Origin of the sequence: Lentzea albidocapillata subsp. violacea (assembly GCF_900100275.1) — a bacterium.
Lineage (GTDB): Bacteria > Actinomycetota > Actinomycetes > Mycobacteriales > Pseudonocardiaceae > Lentzea > Lentzea violacea.
In genome coordinates, this window is sequence record NZ_FNET01000033.1 from 1 (window position 1) to 15,499 (window position 15,499).

Here is a 15,499-nt window from a genome sequence, read left to right on the forward strand (position 1 = left end):
GGACGGTCCAGCTCCGCCGCAAAGAAACTGGCCGCTGACTTCAAGATCTGGTTGGCCCGCCGCAGCTCACGGTTCTCCCGCTCCAGCTGCGCGAGCCGCTCCGCGTCACCGCTCGTGGTGCCCGGCCGGTCCCCGGCGTCGGTCTCCGCGCGCTTCACCCAGGTCCGCAGCGCCTCGGGATGGATCCCGAGTTGGTCGGCGATCCGCTTGATCGCACCAGTCGCGGCCGCTGGATCCCGGCGCGCCTCCACGGCCATCCGGGTCGCCCGCTCACGCAGTTCGTCTGGGTACTTCTTCGGTGGGGCCATCAGTCCTCATCATCCAGGCTTGAATGTCTCCATCAAACCCGGTACGGAACAAGGGGCTTGTAAGCGGAGTCAAGCTTCGGCGGCGGACGTTGGGCGACCGCGTGTGACGTCCGGCTGGACGCACACTGCGTCCAGGGTGATCCGTCCAGCACGGTGGGCCGACCGAACCATGAACGTCGTCGGTGCTCGGCGGGATCGGGGCCCACAGGTCGTCTATGTGCGCTTCTGCAGAGAGGCGACAGCTGGTCCGCGAGGTGCACCTTTGTCGCGTAGGCCATCGGCACAGTCGATCTCGTAGTTGACGACGCCCAGCCGGTCGCCCTCGACGCTGGAACGTCTCAGAGACCGACCTGAGGCATACCCCGGGGGGTAGTTGCAGATCCGCGATGGGCGAGCGTACGGTTGAGCTCAAATACCCCCTGGGGTATATGAGAGGAGAACGGTCATGCCGTTGAACGTCGAGGTCGTGGCGACCTCGTCATTGGGAGACCGCAGTTACCTGGCGCATGACGGGCAGGTGGCGGTGGTGGTGGATCCGCAGCGGGACATCGACCGGGTCATTCAGCTCGCGGGCCGGCGTGGAGTGACGATCACCCATGTCGTGGAGACGCATCTGCACAACGACTACGTGTCCGGTGGCCTGGCACTGGCCAAGCTGACCGGTGCCCACTATGCCGTGGCTGCGGCTGATGATGTCGCGTTCGAGCGGTTACCGGTGAGCGACGAAGACGAGATCGTCTTGTCGGACCGGATGCGGTTGACCGTGCTGGCGACGCCGGGACACACGTTCCACCACGTGTCGTACGTGCTGCACGGCCCGGATGGGCCTGAAGGCGTCTTCACCGGAGGCTCGCTGCTGTTCGGAACGACCGGGCGCACGGATCTGCTCGGCAAGCAGCACGCCGACACGCTCGCGCACCACCAGCATGCGTCTGTGCGCCGGTTGGCTGACTCGCTGCCGGATGGTGCAGAGGTGTGGCCGACGCACGGCTTCGGCAGTTTCTGCTCGGCCTCCCAGGCGGACGCGCCGTCGTCGACGATCGGCCGGGAGAAGACAACAAATTCCGCCTTGCGGGTGGAAGCGGACGACTTCGTTGCCCAGTTGCTCGCCGGACTGGATGCCTACCCCGCCTACTACGCGCACATGGGCGTCCGCAACGCGCAGGGCGCCGAGTTGATCGACCTGACGCCCGTGCGGATCGCTGATCCGGCCGAGTTGCGGAGCAGGATCGACGCGCAAGAGTGGGTAGTGGATCTGCGTTCACGCAAGGCGTTCGCGCATCAGCACCTGGTCGGCACGCTGAGCTTCGGTCTGGACGGGCCGATGTCGACCTGGCTGGGCTGGATGGCGCCGCGGGGCGCGCCGATCACGCTGCTCGGCGAGTCCGCGGAGCAGGTGGCGCAGGCGCAGCGCGAGCTCGCGAGGATCGGGATCGACCGTCCAGCGGCCGCCGCAACCGGCACGCCAGAGCAGTGGGCCGGCGATGCGAACCGGCTCGGCGAGTTGGCCGTGGCGACATTCTCGGACCTCGCGGCCGCGAGGTCCGGGCGAGTACCGCACGAACTCCCGCCCGCGGACGTGGTGCTGGACGTGCGGCTGACCGGTGAGTGGCAGCAGGGTCACCTTAGCGGTGCTGTGCACATCCCGTTGCCCGATTTGCCGCAACGGTTGGCGGAGGTGCCGGACGGGGCGGTGTGGGTGCACTGCCAGTCCGGTTACCGGGCATCCATCGCGGCGAGCGTGCTGGCTGCGGCAGGGCGTCGGGTCGTACACCTCGACGACGACTTCGGTACGGCCCGCGACGCCAGCCTCGCCATGGCGGGAGACCAGTCGTGAAGCTGGAGGTCGCACAGCTGCGGCAACAGGTACAGTCCGGCACCGGCCCGCGGCTGATCGACGTGCGCACGCCCGGCGAGTTCGAAACCGCGCACATCCCCGGTTCCTACAACGTGCCGCTGGACCTATTGCGCGAGCACCGCGACGAACTGCGCGCTCACTTGGACGAGCAGGTAGTGCTGATCTGCCGATCAGGCAGACGCGCGGTGGAGGCCGAGCAAGCGCTGGCCGCCGCCGGACTACCCAACCTCCGCTTGCTCGACGGCGGCATCGACGCGTGGCAGGCAGCCGGCGGGGAGGTACGGCACGGCGAACCGCGCTGGGACCTGGAGCGTCAGGTCCGGCTGGTGGCCGGTGCGATCGTGCTCACCGCCGTCCTCGTCGGCTTGCTGGTGCCGCCGGTCACCTGGCTCGCAGGGCTGGTCGGTGCCGGACTGGTGGTCGCGGCGCTCACCAACACCTGCGTCATGGGCACGCTGCTGGCCAAGCTGCCGTACAACCGCGGCCCGCGCGCGACCTTCGAGGCCGTCGTTGCGGCTCTGGCCAGCGAACGCGGGTGAGCATGATGCTCGTAGTCACGCTGCTCGCCGCCGTGCTGATCGGGCTCGCTCTGGGCGTGCTCGGCGGTGGCGGATCGATCCTCACTGTGCCGATCCTGGTCTACCTCGCTGATCTGGAGCCCAAGCAGGCGATCGCGATGTCGTTGTTCGTCGTCGGTGTCACCAGCGCCGTGGCTGCGGTGTCACATGCACGAGCCGGTCGAGTGCGCTGGCGTACGGGACTGGTGTTCGGCGCGGCAGGCATGGCTGGCGCGTACGGCGGCGGCAGGCTCGCCGAGCTCGTCCCCGGCACATGGTTGCTGGTGGGCTTCGCGTTGATGATGATCGCGACCGCAGTGGCGATGATCCGTGGTCGCCGCCACGGCGCCCCGACGAGGCCGCACGGAGAACTGCCGGTCGGCCGAGTCGTCGCCGAGGGGGTCGCAGTGGGTGCTGTCACCGGCTTGGTCGGCGCGGGCGGTGGCTTCCTGGTCGTACCCGCTCTGGCGTTGTTGGGCGGGCTCCCGATGGCGGTCGCGGTCGGCACGTCGCTGGTGGTGATCGCCATGAAGTCTTTCGCCGGGCTGGCCGGCTACTTGGCGACCGTCGACATCGACTGGACGCTCGCCGTGATGGTCACCGCTGCGGCGGTAATCGGCAGCCTCATGGGTGGCAAGCTGGCAGGACGGATCCCCGAGACACTACTGCGCAAGGCGTTCGGCTGGTTCGTGCTCGTGATGGGCGGCTTCGTCCTGGTCCAGCAGCTGCCTGTGGCGGCGGCCTGGGTCGTCGTCCCAGTCCTGCTCGTCGCCGGCGCGGGTAGCGCGTGGCTCGTGCGGCGCAAGCGCCGCGAGGTCACGGCAGGCGGCGTTCCCGAGTAAGGGCCGCCACCCGGACCTCACCGGTCCGGCCATTGACCAAAAGCCGCCAAGTGCTGCTGCGACGCAGTAAGCAGGTTGTCGCAGACGTGGGGGGACTCGGTGGTGGCTATACGACCACTCTGCGGAGCCGTACACCCACATCGATGGTGAGACCCTGCAATGAGTGGTGGCGTCCAGCTCAAAGCTCATTTTCGTACAGACCTGCCAGGTTCGATTGGGTGAGTACTTCCCATAGATGGGGCGACTGGGAGTAGGACCCACGTGAGGTGTTCGCGTTGATCGAACACCTCGCCTGGGTCGAGTCGCTGCAGGATGGGGCAGTCGCGTTCGGCGTGGGGCCGGTCACAGGTCGTCGTCAGCCCGGTCAGCCCGTCGTGCAGGGCCTGAAGATCAGCGATTCGCCGTTCGAGATCGGTGATTTTCCCGCTGGCCATGGCACGGGTTTGGTCGCAGCTGTCCGGGCCGCCGCCGGCCAGGTGCAGCAGTGTGTCCACTTCGGTCAGCGTGAAGCCCAGTTCCTGCGCGCGTTTGATGAACCGCACCCGCCGCACCGCGTCGTCCGGGTAGCGGCGGTACCCGGAGGCGGACCGTTGTGGCTTGGGCAGGAGCCCGAGGCGCACGTTCGCCTCGTTTCTCGGGGGATCGCACTGGCCCGCACTGCTCGCGCTGTGGGTTTTGCTAGGTGCCGGATGCTCCCTCGCGCTGACTCCCGGGTGCGCGGTTCTTGCGCCGATCCGCCAACTCGGGCGATCGTCATGCATTGTTCGCCGCAGACTTCGCGCTTTCTCACGCCTGCTGGCTGCTGTGCTATCCGGTGGCCGGATGGGCGGCCAGCGCTGCCAACATGACCACGCCTTCGTGATCCTCGGTGGGTATCACGGCAGTCGCCGCACTCATCGCGGCGAGGTTGTGGCCGAGGCAGGATCCAGCGGCTCGTACATCCGTCCTGCCCGCTGCCGTTCGCCTGCCTCGCCGGAGGGAAGGCCGCCGAGGCAGGCTGCTGCTGCCGACCAGGCCCGCCGCTTCGCGTGGCTCGCCGGAGCCGCCTGCCTGCTGTGCTGTCTCGTGCCGGTGCTGGGAGTCGCCGCAGTGGTGAGCATTGGAACGTGGTTGGTACTTCGGCATCGACGGCGGCACAGCTGCGTCGGTGACGGATGTGAATGTCAGACTTCCGGATCATGATGGTGCTGCGTTCGGTGGTGTTGTTCGTGCTCGCCGCGGTGGCGGAGATCGGCGGCGCCTGGCTGGTGTGGCAAGGACTGCGGGAAGACCGGGGTCTGCTGTGGATTGCCGGCGGCGTGCTGGCGCTCGCCGCGTACGGCTCGTCGCGACGTTCCAGCCCGATCCGAACTTCGGCCGGATCCTCGCCGCGTGCGGCGGAGTCCTCGTCGCCGGATCACTGGCCTGGGGGCAGGTGATGGACGGCGTCCGGCCGGATAGATGGGATTACACCGACGCCGTCATCTGCCTGCCTGGCGTCGCGGTGATCATGTAAGCACCCCGAGGCTGACCAGATTTGGCGTGCATTGACCCGCTGAGAGCGGGACAGTGGTGAGGTGAGCGCATCGCGCGGAGCACCGGTGCTGGTGGTCGGATTCGACGATCAAGCGGCCAGCCTGGCCGCGTTGCGCACGGCGGCGGATCTCGCGCTCCGGCTCGGCGCGGACCTGCATGTGGTGCACGGCATCGATGCACGCGACCAGCCCGTCGACCCCGACGCAGACGTCGACACCTGGGACAACTACAGGCACAAGGCGCTGGACCATCTGCGTGCGCAGGTCGAGCAGGCCTTGGCCGCACATCCTGGTGCCTGGACCTATCACGCCGCAGACGGAAACCCCGCCAAGTTGCTGGTCAGGATCGCCGATGAGCAAGAGGCTTTGATGATCGTGGTCGGCACGCACCGGCACCGCTCGCTCGCCAGGATGATGCGAGGCTCGGTGAGCCGCGGCGTGGCCAGAGCCGCCCATCACCCCGTCTTGCTCGTCGCCGACCCCACAGGGCGTTGACCAGCTTCAGCCGATCAGCGCCACGGTGGTCGTGAACGCGAGCAACACCGCGCCGAGTCCCGCGATGATGCTCACAGCGGCGTTCAGCACGGCATACAGGTAGGCGTTCTGCTCGACCAGGCGCAGGGTCTCGTAGCTGAAGGTGCTGTAGGTCGTCAGTGCCCCGCAGAATCCGGTGCCCACCAGCGTGAACACCTGACTCGGCAGGGCGGTGCCGGCTCCGGCGAGAGCCCCCAGGAGCAGGCACCCGGCGAGGTTGACGCTGAAGGTGCCCCACGGGAACAGGCTGTCGTGACGCGACTGCACGAACCGGTCGGTCAAGTACCGCAGTGGAGCGCCGACCATGGCGCCGACGAACACCAGCACTGCCGTCACGACTGCCTCCCCAACGTCGCGGTACGGGTGATCCACACTCCGGCGAGCACGGCGAGCATGGCGGCCAGGAACGTGCCGGCGAGATACACGAACGCCAGGGCGACGGCGCCGGGATGCAGCAGATCGCGGATCTCCAGGGCATAGGTCGAGAAGGTGGTGAACCCGCCCAGGACACCCACACCGAGGAACGGGCGAACCAGCCGGTGAGCGGTCCACACCTCCGTGATCAGCACCATCAAGACGCCGATCAGCAAGCAGCCGAGCGTGTTGATGACGAAAGTGCCCCACGGGAACTGGCCCGGTCGGGTCGGCAGAAGAAGCGTGAGCCCGTAGCGGGCCAACGCACCGAGACCACCGCCAAGCGCGACCGTGGCCAGTACAGGCCCGTGGTGGTACACGAGTTCACGACGGTGCGCCGGGACGTGGAGATCGATGTCGGGGTCGATCGGATCGGTGAGTTCGATCTCGTTGGCCACGGACACACTCCTACTCAGGTGCCGGGCACGTGTGGGTACCCGGTCGAGTAGGGACTGTTGGCAGCTCGGCGCTGCGGTTCTCCGGAACGGAGCGGCGAGCCCCACCGCCGCTGCCGCACACGCTACCGACACGAACAGCGACCCTGGAGAGCGATGTGGTCGGCTTCACGGCAGCAAGTCATCGCTGACCCGCTGCTGGTTGAGGCCGGTGCTGCTGATCGAGTGGGCCTGCCGCTGGCGGCTGAGCAGGACCAGCGTCACTCACCCCTGCGGTGCACACGGAGGGCAGGGGTGCGATACGCCATCAGCACCCCTCGAGTCGCAGGCGAGTAACTGCGGCGCCGGGCGGTCACGAACCTGCGGCCTTGCATCCCGTCAGCTGTCGCGCCGCCTGTGGCAGAAACATCGATCGTCAGTGGCTGCCGCTGAGTTCGCCGCTGAGCGCGCCGTGCATCTTGGCGCTGTGCTCGTTGAGTCCGATGATCTCGACGGTCTTGCCGCGTGCGGCGTACTTGGTCGTGATGGCGTCCAGTGCGGCCACCGAGGAGGCGTCCCAGACGTGTGCGGAGGCGAGGTCGATGATGACCTTGTCGGGGTCGTTGGCGTAGTCGAACTGGTAGACGAGGTCGTTGCTGGAGGCGAAGAACAGTTCGCCGTTGACGGTGTAGACGACCTGGTTGCCGTCGGGGTCAACCACTGGGGTGACGATGGCCAGGTGCGCGACGCGGCGGGCGAAGATCACCATGGCGGTGATGGTGCCGGCCACGACGCCGATGGCGAGGTTGTCGGTGGCCACGACGACCGCGACGGTGGCGATCATGACGGTGATCTCGCCGGTCGGCATGCGCTTGAGGGTCGCCGGGGCGACGGAGTGCCAGTCGAAGGTGCCGAACGAAACCAGGATCATCACGGCGACCAGTGCGGCCATCGGGATGTCGGACACGACCGGACCGAAGACGATGCAGAGGATCATCAGGAACACGCCGGCCAGGAACGTCGAGAGACGGGTCCGTGCACCATTCTTGACGTTGATCATGGTCTGGCCGATCATCGCGCAGCCACCCATGCCGCCGAAGAACCCGGTGACGACGTTGGCGATGCCCTGCCCGATGGACTCGCGGGTCTTGTTGGAATGCGTGTCGGTGAGGTCGTCGACGAGCTTCGCGGTCATCAACGATTCCATCAAGCCGACCAGCGCCAAGGCCAGCGCGTAGGGCGCGATGAGCTTGAGGGTGTCCACGGTGAACGGCACGTCGGGAAGGCCGGGGACCGGAAGGGATGAGGGCAGCGTGCCCTTGTCGCCCACAGTCGGTACGGCGATGCCCGCACCGATGGTCAGCGCGGTCAGCGCGATGATCGACACCAGTGGTGCGGGCACGGCCTTGGTGATCCGGGGGAAGAACACCATGAGCAGCAGGGCACCGACGACGAGCGGATAGACCATCCACGGGACGTCGACGAGTTCGGGCACCTGGGCCATGAAGATCAGGATGGCCAGGGCGTTGACGAAGCCGACCATGACGCTGCGCGGGACGAAGCGCATCAGCTTGGCCACGCCCAGTGCTCCGAGCGTGATTTGGAAAAGCCCGCCCAGGATGACTGCGGCGACGAGGTAGCTCAGCCCGTGTTCACGTGCCAGGGGCGCCACGACGAGCGCGATGGCGCCGGTGGCGGCGGAGATCATCGCGGGCCGCCCGCCCGCGACGGAGATGACCACGGCCATGGTGAAGGAGGCGAACAACCCGACGCTGGGATCGACTCCGGCGATGATGGAGAAGGAGATCGCCTCGGGGATCAGCGCGAGTGCGACGACGAGCCCGGCGAGTACTTCGGTGCGCAGGACCTTGGGGGTCATCCGGGCGGCACGAAGACGGGTCAGCAGTGCGGCGGGGGAAATCGGTGAGGTGGTCAAGAACGGCCTTGTCATGTTCGGGCGCGGCCGTGTCGTCGGAACGCGCAACGGACGGGCAGGGCACAGGGCCAACGGCGCTGGACGGCTGATCGATGTCCGCGGAAGGCACAGGCCAGGCATCAGGTCATGAAAGGGTGCACCGGCGGATGAGCCGGGGCGCGGGCCTCAGTCCGTAGCGACTACGGCGGGCAGAACGAGGAGAGGGGCAGCGACACGCGCATGCGGCTTCTCCTGTCTGTGAACTGATTCGGCAGCGGGAACATCATCGTTCCCGGCAAGTGCCGAGCGTTGCTCGAGTCTCAGAAGATCGGGTTGGCCACCTCGACCTTGAACGATCCGACTCTACCCCGAGGCCAGATCAGGGATCGACGTGAAGCAGGCGGGATGTGGCCGACAACACCGATGAGCGGTACGGCGACAGGGGCTGGCTATTCCGTCAGTCGTCGGTTCAGGTAGCCCAGGCCGTGAGGGCGACGGTCGGTGCGCAGCCGTTCCCGCACCGCGGAGTACGTCTCCGCTCGAAGCAGGTCTTTGGCTCTGGGTGGGTCCGGAATCCGGCGCAGCACCTCGTCGGGGTCGCATACCCACACCTGTACCCCGGCGAGTTCCAGCCGGCTGGCGCCCGGCCGCAGTTGCGCGTATGTCCCGGTGAGGGTCGGCGGGAGGTCGAGCATGCCCAGCCTGGTGACGAACAAGTGGTCCAGTTGCTGCTGCGTCGGAGGTTCCGGACGCCAGTCGCGACACTGTTGCAGCCCCAACCCGTCCGCCCAGTCCGGGAAGTGTGCGGGAACGGCGTTCAGGTCCTCCAGCAGCGCGGCGACCCGTCGCAGATTCGACGGTTCGGGCGCGGCCACCACGTCGAGGTCGTTCGGCGTCACCTGCGCTCCGTAGACCGCCATGACCATCGAACCGCTCAGTACCCAGTCGACATCATGATCACGCAGTGCCCGCAGCATCGCGGTCAACTGCAAAGGCGGCCTGGCCAGTGGATCCCCCATTCCATCCAGAATGGCACAGGTGGAGGCAGGGTCTTCCTCGGCGGGCCGGATGCTCTGGGCTGCTGGTGCCGGCCGTGGTCAACACCCCCGAGCGGTGCAGGACTCCGTTGATCGGCATCGCCTCGCGGACCCTTCTCGAATCCGCGCCCGGCCGGACTTGCGAAACAGATCGCCAATCACGAGGAAACACTACGTAGAACGGGATCACGCCGAGTACGGCGCTGACGTCGTCGCCGAGTTTAGGGATTTGTGACTCGGCAGGAAGCCGAACATGGCCGCGACGACGAGTGGCACGACGAGGAAGTTCACGACCAGAGCTGCGGCTAGGAACCACCCGGCGCGTAGTGATCGCACCAGTTGGCGCGCCGGGACTTGCAGGAAGGTCACGTAGAGCAGGACGCCGAGGATCGGGTTGATCGCGGTTTCGAGGCCTGGTCCGGCGCCTGGGGTGAGGACGCCGGCGAGGATGCCGGCCGCGATGGCGCCGACGTAGATCGGGACCTGGTGGCGCTCCATCTGCGAGACCAGGTCGCGTGTGCCCTGCATCAAGCTGCCCTTCGGCCATGTGTCACTTGCGGTAGGTCATCTTTCCCGAGTGCCTCCGTCGATGTACGGACGTGGCCACGTGATGGTCAGCACGAGCAGTTGCCCTGGGGGCAGGAGTGGTTGGACTTCTGGCGGTGGTGGAGGAGCCACAGCAGGCCGGCGAGTCCGAACAGGACAGTGGAGACGACGAGCAAGCCGGTCGTGGCCGCGGCGACGCCCGCGCCGCCGAGTAGGCCGAGCGGTACCAGCAAGGGCAATGCGCAGCACCCGACGCAGGCGATCGCGGCGAGGAACGCGACCACTTTGCTTCGTTTCGGCGGACCCGACTGTTCGTGCTGGGTGACGTGAACGGGCAGGACGACTGAGTCGGGGCCGGGTGTTGCCGGGGTGCTCATGTGAGGCCTTCCGTGACGGTGGTGAGCGCGATGAACGGGATGGGGCAGTCCGGGCAGGTGCAGTTGGTCAGGCTGTCGCAGCGGGCGTCGATGACTCGGGCGAGGCCTTCGCGGATCTTGTTGAGGTCTTCCATCCGCCGGTCGACCTCGTCGAGCTTGGCGCGTGCCCGGACCTGGAGGTCCGGAGACGGGTGGCGTTGCCGGCCCGTGTCGATGAGTTCGGCGACCTCGTCGAGGGTGAAGCCGAGCCGTTGGGCCGCCTTGACGACGCGCAGTAGGGCGACGGCGTCCTCGTCGTAGTCCCGGTGCCCGCCGAGTGAGCGGTCTGGTTCTGGCAGTAGGCCTCGCCGTTCGTAGTACCGCAGCGTCTGTACGTTCACTCCGGCCGCCGCGGCCAGTTCTCCAGACCTCATCGTTGTTCTCTCCTCATATCCGTGCGGCCAGTGCTGTCTCGGCTTGGGCGGCGATGCCGTCGAGCACGATTTCCTTGTCCGCGGGCACCTGTACGTCGATGAGCACCTCGTCGTCGGTGCGACTGATCGTGAAGCCGAAGAACGAGCAGCACTCGGTCTCTCGTGCGGTCAGGTCCCGTGCGGTGGCTTCAACCTCCGTGCCGCCGTGCAGACGCAGGCGGAGCAAGCCCGGCTGCTCGTGGCGTACTTCGCGCAGCGACGAGGTGAACAGCGCATCGAACTCGGCGAGTCGCGCCGGTTGATCAGCGGTCGGTAACGTGCAGGCTTCCGCGGGCACCCATCCGCTGATCAGGTCGGTTCCCGTTTTGGTGATCTTGCTGGAATCTGAGCCGCAGGTTGGTCCGCACCCGCATCCCGAGACGATCCCGCTACTGGTGGTATCGGCGGCGGACTCGAACAGGGCGCGCAAGATCGGTGTCGGCTGTGCGCCAACCGTGGACGCCACCTGCCGGCCACCTGCCATCGCGAACAACGTGGGGGTCGAGGTCACCGCGAACCGGGACACCAGCTCCGGGTTCTCGTCCGCGTTGACCTTCACCAGCTGTACGCGCGTCGTGAACTCGGCGGCCAGCTCGTCGAGAACCGGTGCGATCCTCCGGCAGTTTCCGCACCACGTCGCATAGAACTCCATCACCACCGGTTGCTGCGGCAGCCCGACCTCCTGCTCGAACGTCGCATCGGTGACTTCGAACGCCATGTCCCCTACCTCCGGAAGTCCGGCCAGGTCCAACAACACAACGCTAAGCCGATACCTAGGTACAGGATTCAATGAGACCTGTGTCACATGCCCGGGTGGCCTAGGGCGTTTCGATGCCTTCGCGTATCGGGGCCGTGAGGCGCACACTGGCAACGTGGACAAGCAGGCAGTTCACGAAGACCTCGACCGGGCATGCGATTCGTTTCGCCTGCTGCTCGACGGCACAGCGGCTGAGCAGTTGCGGCGCTGTTCGAACGGCACGAAGTGGAACAACTGCCAGCTGCTGTTCCACATGCTGCTCGGCTTCCTGATCATGCGCGCGTTGCTGGCGTTGGCCCGGATCATGGCGCGCCTGCCGCGGTGGGCCGGTTCTGTCTGGGCGAGACTGCTCAACGCGGGTACGAGGCCGTTCGACGTCGTCAGCTTCGCCGGCTCATGGCTTGGCGGCAGTGTCATGCCTCGCCGGGCGATGGTCGTCCTGTGCGACCGCACCATCGCGGCGCTGCATCGGCGCCTCGACCGGGAGAGTGAGAACAGCCTCGCGAAGGGCTTGCCGTACCCGACGCGGTGGGATCCGTTCTTCCTCGAGTTCATGACGGTGGCGGATCTGTACCGCTTCCCGGTGCAGCACTTCGACTTCCACTGCAACCAGCTCTCGCTCAGCTGATCTCGGTCCGCTTGAGCAGGCGGCGCACCACGTGGGCGGCGTCGCGGCCGACGCCTCGCAGGGTCGCCGACGAGAGACTGCGTTGCCATTCCAGTCCGACGAAGCCGAGGCCTGGATGGTGGCGGGACACGCCTCGGTCGTGCTCGGTGCCGAGTGCGCGAAGGTACGGCAGGTCGGGGCGGTATCCGGTGGCGAGGATGAGCGCGTCGACGTGTTCGCGCTGCTCATCTGGCCACATGACCTTGGAGTCCTCCAGGGCGGTGAACATCTGTCGCCGATCAGGACGGTGCTGGCCGATGGCTGCGCGGTAGACGCCGGTGTCCAGGACGGGGGTGGTGAAGCCGTTGGGCAGCCAGGGGCCGATCGGGAGGTAGTCGAGGCGCGTGCGGTCGAGCCAGAAGTGCAGGTCGCGGCCGAACGGGCGTTGGGCGGAGAACTTCACCGGCTTGCGCGTCGCGAGGGTGACGTGGGCGTGTTCGGCGAGTTCCGCGGCGATCTGGACGGCGGAGTTGCCGGCGCCGACCACGATCACGCGCTGGCCGTGGAACGGTTCAGGGGAGCGGTATCGCGCGGCGTGCAGGACGGTGCCGGGGAAGTCGTCGAGGCCGGGCACGGCTGGTCGGTGTGGGTTGCCGAAGCCGCCGGTGGCGGCGATGACGATCGGTGCGGTGAAGCTGGCGCCGTCCGTCGTCGTGACTCGGAAGCCGTTGTCACGTACCACCTCGGCGGCGCGTTGGCCGGTGCGGATGTCGGTGTTGAGGTGTGCGGCGTAGGTGCGGAGGTAGTTGACGACTTCGTCGCGGTGCGGGTAGCGGTCGGGATCGCCGGGGAACTTCAGGCCGGGAAGTGAGCTGTACCTAGCGGTGAGAACAAGGTCAGGCTGTCGTAGTAGAGCGGCCAGGAGCCGACGGGCTCGTCGCCGGCTTCGAGTACGAGCGGGCGTAGGCCTTGCGCGGCAAGGGCATGGGCTGCGGCGAGGCCGGACTGACCGGCGCCGATCACGATGGCGTCGTGGCTGTTCATGGGCACCTCGAAGTAGCCGTCGCCGAGCACGACGACGGATGAGTGGTCAGATGGGTGTTAGTTGGCTGTGCGGCGTTCGAGGAAGACGGTGTCGCGCCACACGCCGTGGTGCTGGGCGATGCGTTCGCGGACGCCGAGGGTGCGGAATCCCGCGGAGTGGTGCAGGGCGAGACTGGCGCGGTTCTCGGGGAAGATCGAGGTCTGCAACGTCCACAGGTCCGCGTCGTCGGCAGCGTTGACCTGGCTGTGCACCAAGGCTTTGCCGACTCCTCTGCCGCGGAAGTCCGCGCCCACGTACACGGACGTCTCGGCGACGCCGGAGTAGCAGTCCCGTGTGGACACCGCGGTGGCGGCGGCCCAGCCCGCGACCTGGCCGTCGACCTCGGCGACCCAGCGGTGGTCCGGGAGCCACTTGGCGTCGAGCGCCCTGCGCAGGGGCACTTCGGTTTCGAAGGTCGCGTCGCCGGTGGCGATGCCCTCGCCGTAGATGCGGCGCACTGCGTTCCAGTCCGCGATCTCCAGCGGGCGTACCAGGACGTCTGCCGGGAGGTTGTCCGGGCAGCACGGGCGTGGTGCGAGCACGCCCATGACGACGTCGGCGGCGTGGGGGAGGCCGGTGCAGCACGACGGGTTGACGCTGATGTGTGTGGCGGTGCCTTCTTTGTGTTGGAGCAGGAAGCCGACCTCGACCAGTTTGCGCACGTGGTGTGAACAGGTGGACTGGCTGATGCCGAGCAGTTCGGTGAGCTCGCCGACGGTCATCGAGCGTGCCGCGGTGGCGACGGCGTGCAGCAGGCGCACGCGGGTTGGTTCGGCGAGGCACGCGAACCAGTCCGCGTAGGTCGCGGCGTCGTCCGTAGGCAGCACGGCTGGGGCGGCCGCTGTGGTCGTCATGGCTGAAGTATCGACGCAAATCGATGGTTGCGTCAATCGATCTGGGTCGATAGAGTCCGCCGTGTTGATTTGAAGTCCGTCGATACAAGGGGTGCGTCGTGAGTGGGTTGCCAGTCGTCGTGGTGGGTGCCGGACCTGCGGGTTTGTCCGCGGCGGCGAACTTGGTCGAACGGGGCGAGCAGGTGCTTGTGCTGGAGGCGGGCGATCGTGCCGGTGCGGCCGTGTCGCAGTGGAACTACGTCCGGCTGTTCTCGCAGTGGAGCGAGCTCATCGACCCGGCGGCTGAGCGGTTGCTGAAGGAGACCGGCTGGGTGCGGCCGGACGGTGACGCCTACCCGAGTGGTGGGGAGTGGGCGGAGCAGTACCTGGCACCGCTGGCCGAGGTACTGGGGGAGCGGGTGCGGTTCGGTGCGCGCGTGGTGGGTGTGGCGCGGCGGGGGCGGGACCGGATCGTGGACGCCGGACGTGAGGACGAGCCGCTGACGGTGCACGTGCAGACCGCCGAAGGGGAGGAGCGGATCTCGGCTCGTGCGGTGATCGACGCTTCCGGCACTTACAGCTCGCCGAACCCGCTGGGCGGAGACGGCCTTCCAGCGGCGGGGGAGAAGGCGGCGGCCGAGAAGATCACCTACCGGGTGCCGGACCTGGTGGCCGAACGCGCTCGGTACGCGGGTAAGCGGATCGCGATCGCCGGCAGCGGGCACTCGGCGCTGACCGCGTTGGTCGTGCTGGCGGATCTCGCCGAGCAGGAGCCCGGCACGAAGATCGTGTGGCTGCTGCGCCGCGGTGCCGTTGGCAACGCGTTCGGCGGTGGCGAAGCCGACCAGCTGCCGGCGCGTGGTGCCTTGGGCCTGCGGGCCCAGAAGGCAGCTCAGGCTGGCCACATCGAGACCGTCACCGGGTTCCGCACGGCGGCAATCGAACGTGCGGCGGACGGCAGCCTCACACTGGAGTCGTTCGACGGTGACAAGGTCGAGGGCATCGACGAGGTCGTGGTGCTGACCGGGTTCCGGCCGGACCTGTCGTGGTTGTCGGAGGTCCGGCTCGACCTGGACCCGGTGCTGCAGGCGCCGACGAAGCTCGCACCGTTGATCGACCCGAACGTCCACTCGTGCGGCACCGTCTACCCGCACGGTGAGAACGAGCTGCGCCATCCCGAGCCGGGTGTCTACCTGGTGGGGATGAAGAGCTACGGCCGTGCGCCGACGTTCCTGTCGCTGACGGGCTACGAGCAGGCGCGCTCTGTCGTGGCCGCGATCTCCGGTGACCACGAGGCGGCCGGGCGCGTGGAGCTCGTGCTGCCCGAGACCGGGGTGTGCGGCGGCGCGGGCGTGTTCGACGCGCCCGAGGAGCAGAAGAGCGAGGGTGGCTGCTGCGGCTCGCCGGAGCACGGCGAGCTGACGATCGGGCTCACTGCCAGTGCACGCTGAAACAACGACGCGGCCCGGCGTTGACGGCGGGCTGCGTCG

Annotated in this window: 17 protein-coding genes and 2 pseudogenes; 7 read left to right on the forward strand and 12 right to left on the reverse strand. The window is 67.6% G+C overall.

The window, feature by feature from the left end:
- On the reverse strand, window positions 1-308 hold a 308-nt coding region (locus BLR21_RS38930; RefSeq protein ID WP_143028076.1), incomplete at its 3' end, for a transposase.
- 445 nt (window positions 309-753) lie between these two features.
- Here BLR21_RS38930 and BLR21_RS38935 point away from each other — a divergent pair.
- Genes BLR21_RS38935 through BLR21_RS38945 form a run of 3 tightly spaced genes read left to right on the forward strand, consistent with a single transcriptional unit; the run spans window position 754 to window position 3,565 of the window.
- On the forward strand, window positions 754-2,145 hold the full coding sequence (locus BLR21_RS38935) for an MBL fold metallo-hydrolase (protein ID WP_090014855.1): 1,392 nt from the start codon (window positions 754-756) through the stop codon (window positions 2,143-2,145).
- Window positions 2,142-2,705, forward strand: a complete 564-nt coding sequence (locus BLR21_RS38940; RefSeq protein ID WP_090014857.1) for a rhodanese-like domain-containing protein — start codon at window positions 2,142-2,144, stop codon at window positions 2,703-2,705. The genes BLR21_RS38935 and BLR21_RS38940 overlap by 4 nt, the downstream gene beginning before the upstream one ends.
- 5 nt (window positions 2,706-2,710) lie before the next feature.
- A complete protein-coding gene (locus tag BLR21_RS38945) occupies window positions 2,711-3,565 on the forward strand; it encodes a sulfite exporter TauE/SafE family protein (protein WP_090014937.1) in 855 nt (284 codons plus the stop codon).
- 185 nt (window positions 3,566-3,750) lie between these two features.
- Here BLR21_RS38945 and BLR21_RS38950 read toward each other — a convergent pair whose 3' ends face one another.
- Entirely contained in the window at window positions 3,751-4,185 is a 435-nt protein-coding gene (locus BLR21_RS38950) for a MerR family DNA-binding protein (protein WP_090014859.1), read from the reverse strand.
- 555 nt (window positions 4,186-4,740) lie between these two features.
- On the opposite strand from BLR21_RS38950, the pseudogene BLR21_RS38955 reads away from it, so the two are divergent.
- Together BLR21_RS38955 and BLR21_RS38960 are read left to right on the forward strand one after the other, a co-directional pair.
- Window positions 4,741-5,060, forward strand: a pseudogene (locus tag BLR21_RS38955) (YnfA family protein).
- Window positions 5,061-5,145: 85 nt separating this feature from the next.
- On the forward strand, window positions 5,146-5,574 hold the full coding sequence (locus BLR21_RS38960; RefSeq protein ID WP_176930001.1) for a universal stress protein: 429 nt from the start codon (window positions 5,146-5,148) through the stop codon (window positions 5,572-5,574).
- A 6-nt stretch (window positions 5,575-5,580) separates the two neighbouring features.
- Here BLR21_RS38960 and crcB (BLR21_RS38965) read toward each other — a convergent pair whose 3' ends face one another.
- The 8 genes from crcB (BLR21_RS38965) to BLR21_RS43390 form a co-directional block, all read right to left on the reverse strand.
- Window positions 5,581-5,949: a fluoride efflux transporter CrcB gene (gene crcB / locus BLR21_RS38965; RefSeq protein ID WP_090014863.1), complete on the reverse strand. Its 369-nt coding sequence runs from the start codon at window positions 5,947-5,949 to the stop codon at window positions 5,581-5,583.
- Window positions 5,946-6,425 carry a fluoride efflux transporter CrcB gene (gene crcB / locus BLR21_RS38970; RefSeq protein ID WP_338061091.1) on the reverse strand — a complete coding sequence of 160 codons (480 nt, stop codon included), beginning with the start codon at window positions 6,423-6,425 and terminating at the stop codon, window positions 5,946-5,948. Before crcB (BLR21_RS38970) ends, crcB (BLR21_RS38965) begins: the two co-directional genes overlap by 4 nt.
- Before the next feature lie 412 nt (window positions 6,426-6,837).
- On the reverse strand, window positions 6,838-8,280 hold the full coding sequence (locus BLR21_RS38975) for a SulP family inorganic anion transporter (protein WP_218131105.1): 1,443 nt from the start codon (window positions 8,278-8,280) through the stop codon (window positions 6,838-6,840).
- A gap of 485 nt (window positions 8,281-8,765) precedes the next feature.
- Window positions 8,766-9,335 (reverse strand): nucleotidyltransferase family protein, encoded by a 570-nt coding sequence (locus BLR21_RS38980; RefSeq protein WP_143028078.1) that lies wholly within the window; start codon window positions 9,333-9,335, stop codon window positions 8,766-8,768.
- Window positions 9,336-9,539: 204 nt separating this feature from the next.
- Window positions 9,540-9,881: a hypothetical protein gene (locus BLR21_RS38985; RefSeq protein ID WP_338061092.1), complete on the reverse strand. Its 342-nt coding sequence runs from the start codon at window positions 9,879-9,881 to the stop codon at window positions 9,540-9,542.
- A gap of 86 nt (window positions 9,882-9,967) precedes the next feature.
- Window positions 9,968-10,276, reverse strand: a complete 309-nt coding sequence (locus BLR21_RS38990) for a hypothetical protein (protein ID WP_143028079.1) — start codon at window positions 10,274-10,276, stop codon at window positions 9,968-9,970.
- A complete protein-coding gene (locus BLR21_RS38995; RefSeq protein WP_090014871.1) occupies window positions 10,273-10,689 on the reverse strand; it encodes a MerR family transcriptional regulator in 417 nt (138 codons plus the stop codon). Before BLR21_RS38995 ends, BLR21_RS38990 begins: the two co-directional genes overlap by 4 nt.
- A gap of 13 nt (window positions 10,690-10,702) precedes the next feature.
- Window positions 10,703-11,446, reverse strand: a complete 744-nt coding sequence (locus tag BLR21_RS43390; protein WP_218131098.1) for a thioredoxin family protein — start codon at window positions 11,444-11,446, stop codon at window positions 10,703-10,705.
- A gap of 154 nt (window positions 11,447-11,600) precedes the next feature.
- On the opposite strand from BLR21_RS43390, the gene BLR21_RS39010 reads away from it, so the two are divergent.
- The gene (locus BLR21_RS39010) at window positions 11,601-12,113 is read left to right on the forward strand and encodes a DinB family protein (RefSeq protein WP_090014873.1); all 513 of its coding nucleotides are present in this window, start codon (window positions 11,601-11,603) and stop codon (window positions 12,111-12,113) included.
- Here BLR21_RS39010 and BLR21_RS39015 read toward each other — a convergent pair.
- Both BLR21_RS39015 and BLR21_RS39020 read right to left on the reverse strand, forming a co-directional pair.
- Window positions 12,106-13,136: pseudogene (locus BLR21_RS39015) on the reverse strand (flavin-containing monooxygenase). The gene BLR21_RS39010 and the pseudogene BLR21_RS39015 sit on opposite strands and share 8 nt — an antisense overlap.
- A gap of 57 nt (window positions 13,137-13,193) precedes the next feature.
- Window positions 13,194-14,030 (reverse strand): helix-turn-helix domain-containing GNAT family N-acetyltransferase, encoded by an 837-nt coding sequence (locus tag BLR21_RS39020; RefSeq protein WP_090014876.1) that lies wholly within the window; start codon window positions 14,028-14,030, stop codon window positions 13,194-13,196.
- Window positions 14,031-14,128: 98 nt separating this feature from the next.
- On the opposite strand from BLR21_RS39020, the gene BLR21_RS39025 reads away from it, so the two are divergent.
- Entirely contained in the window at window positions 14,129-15,460 is a 1,332-nt protein-coding gene (locus BLR21_RS39025) for an FAD-dependent oxidoreductase (protein WP_090014878.1), read from the forward strand.
- Window positions 15,461-15,499 lie beyond the last annotated feature (39 nt).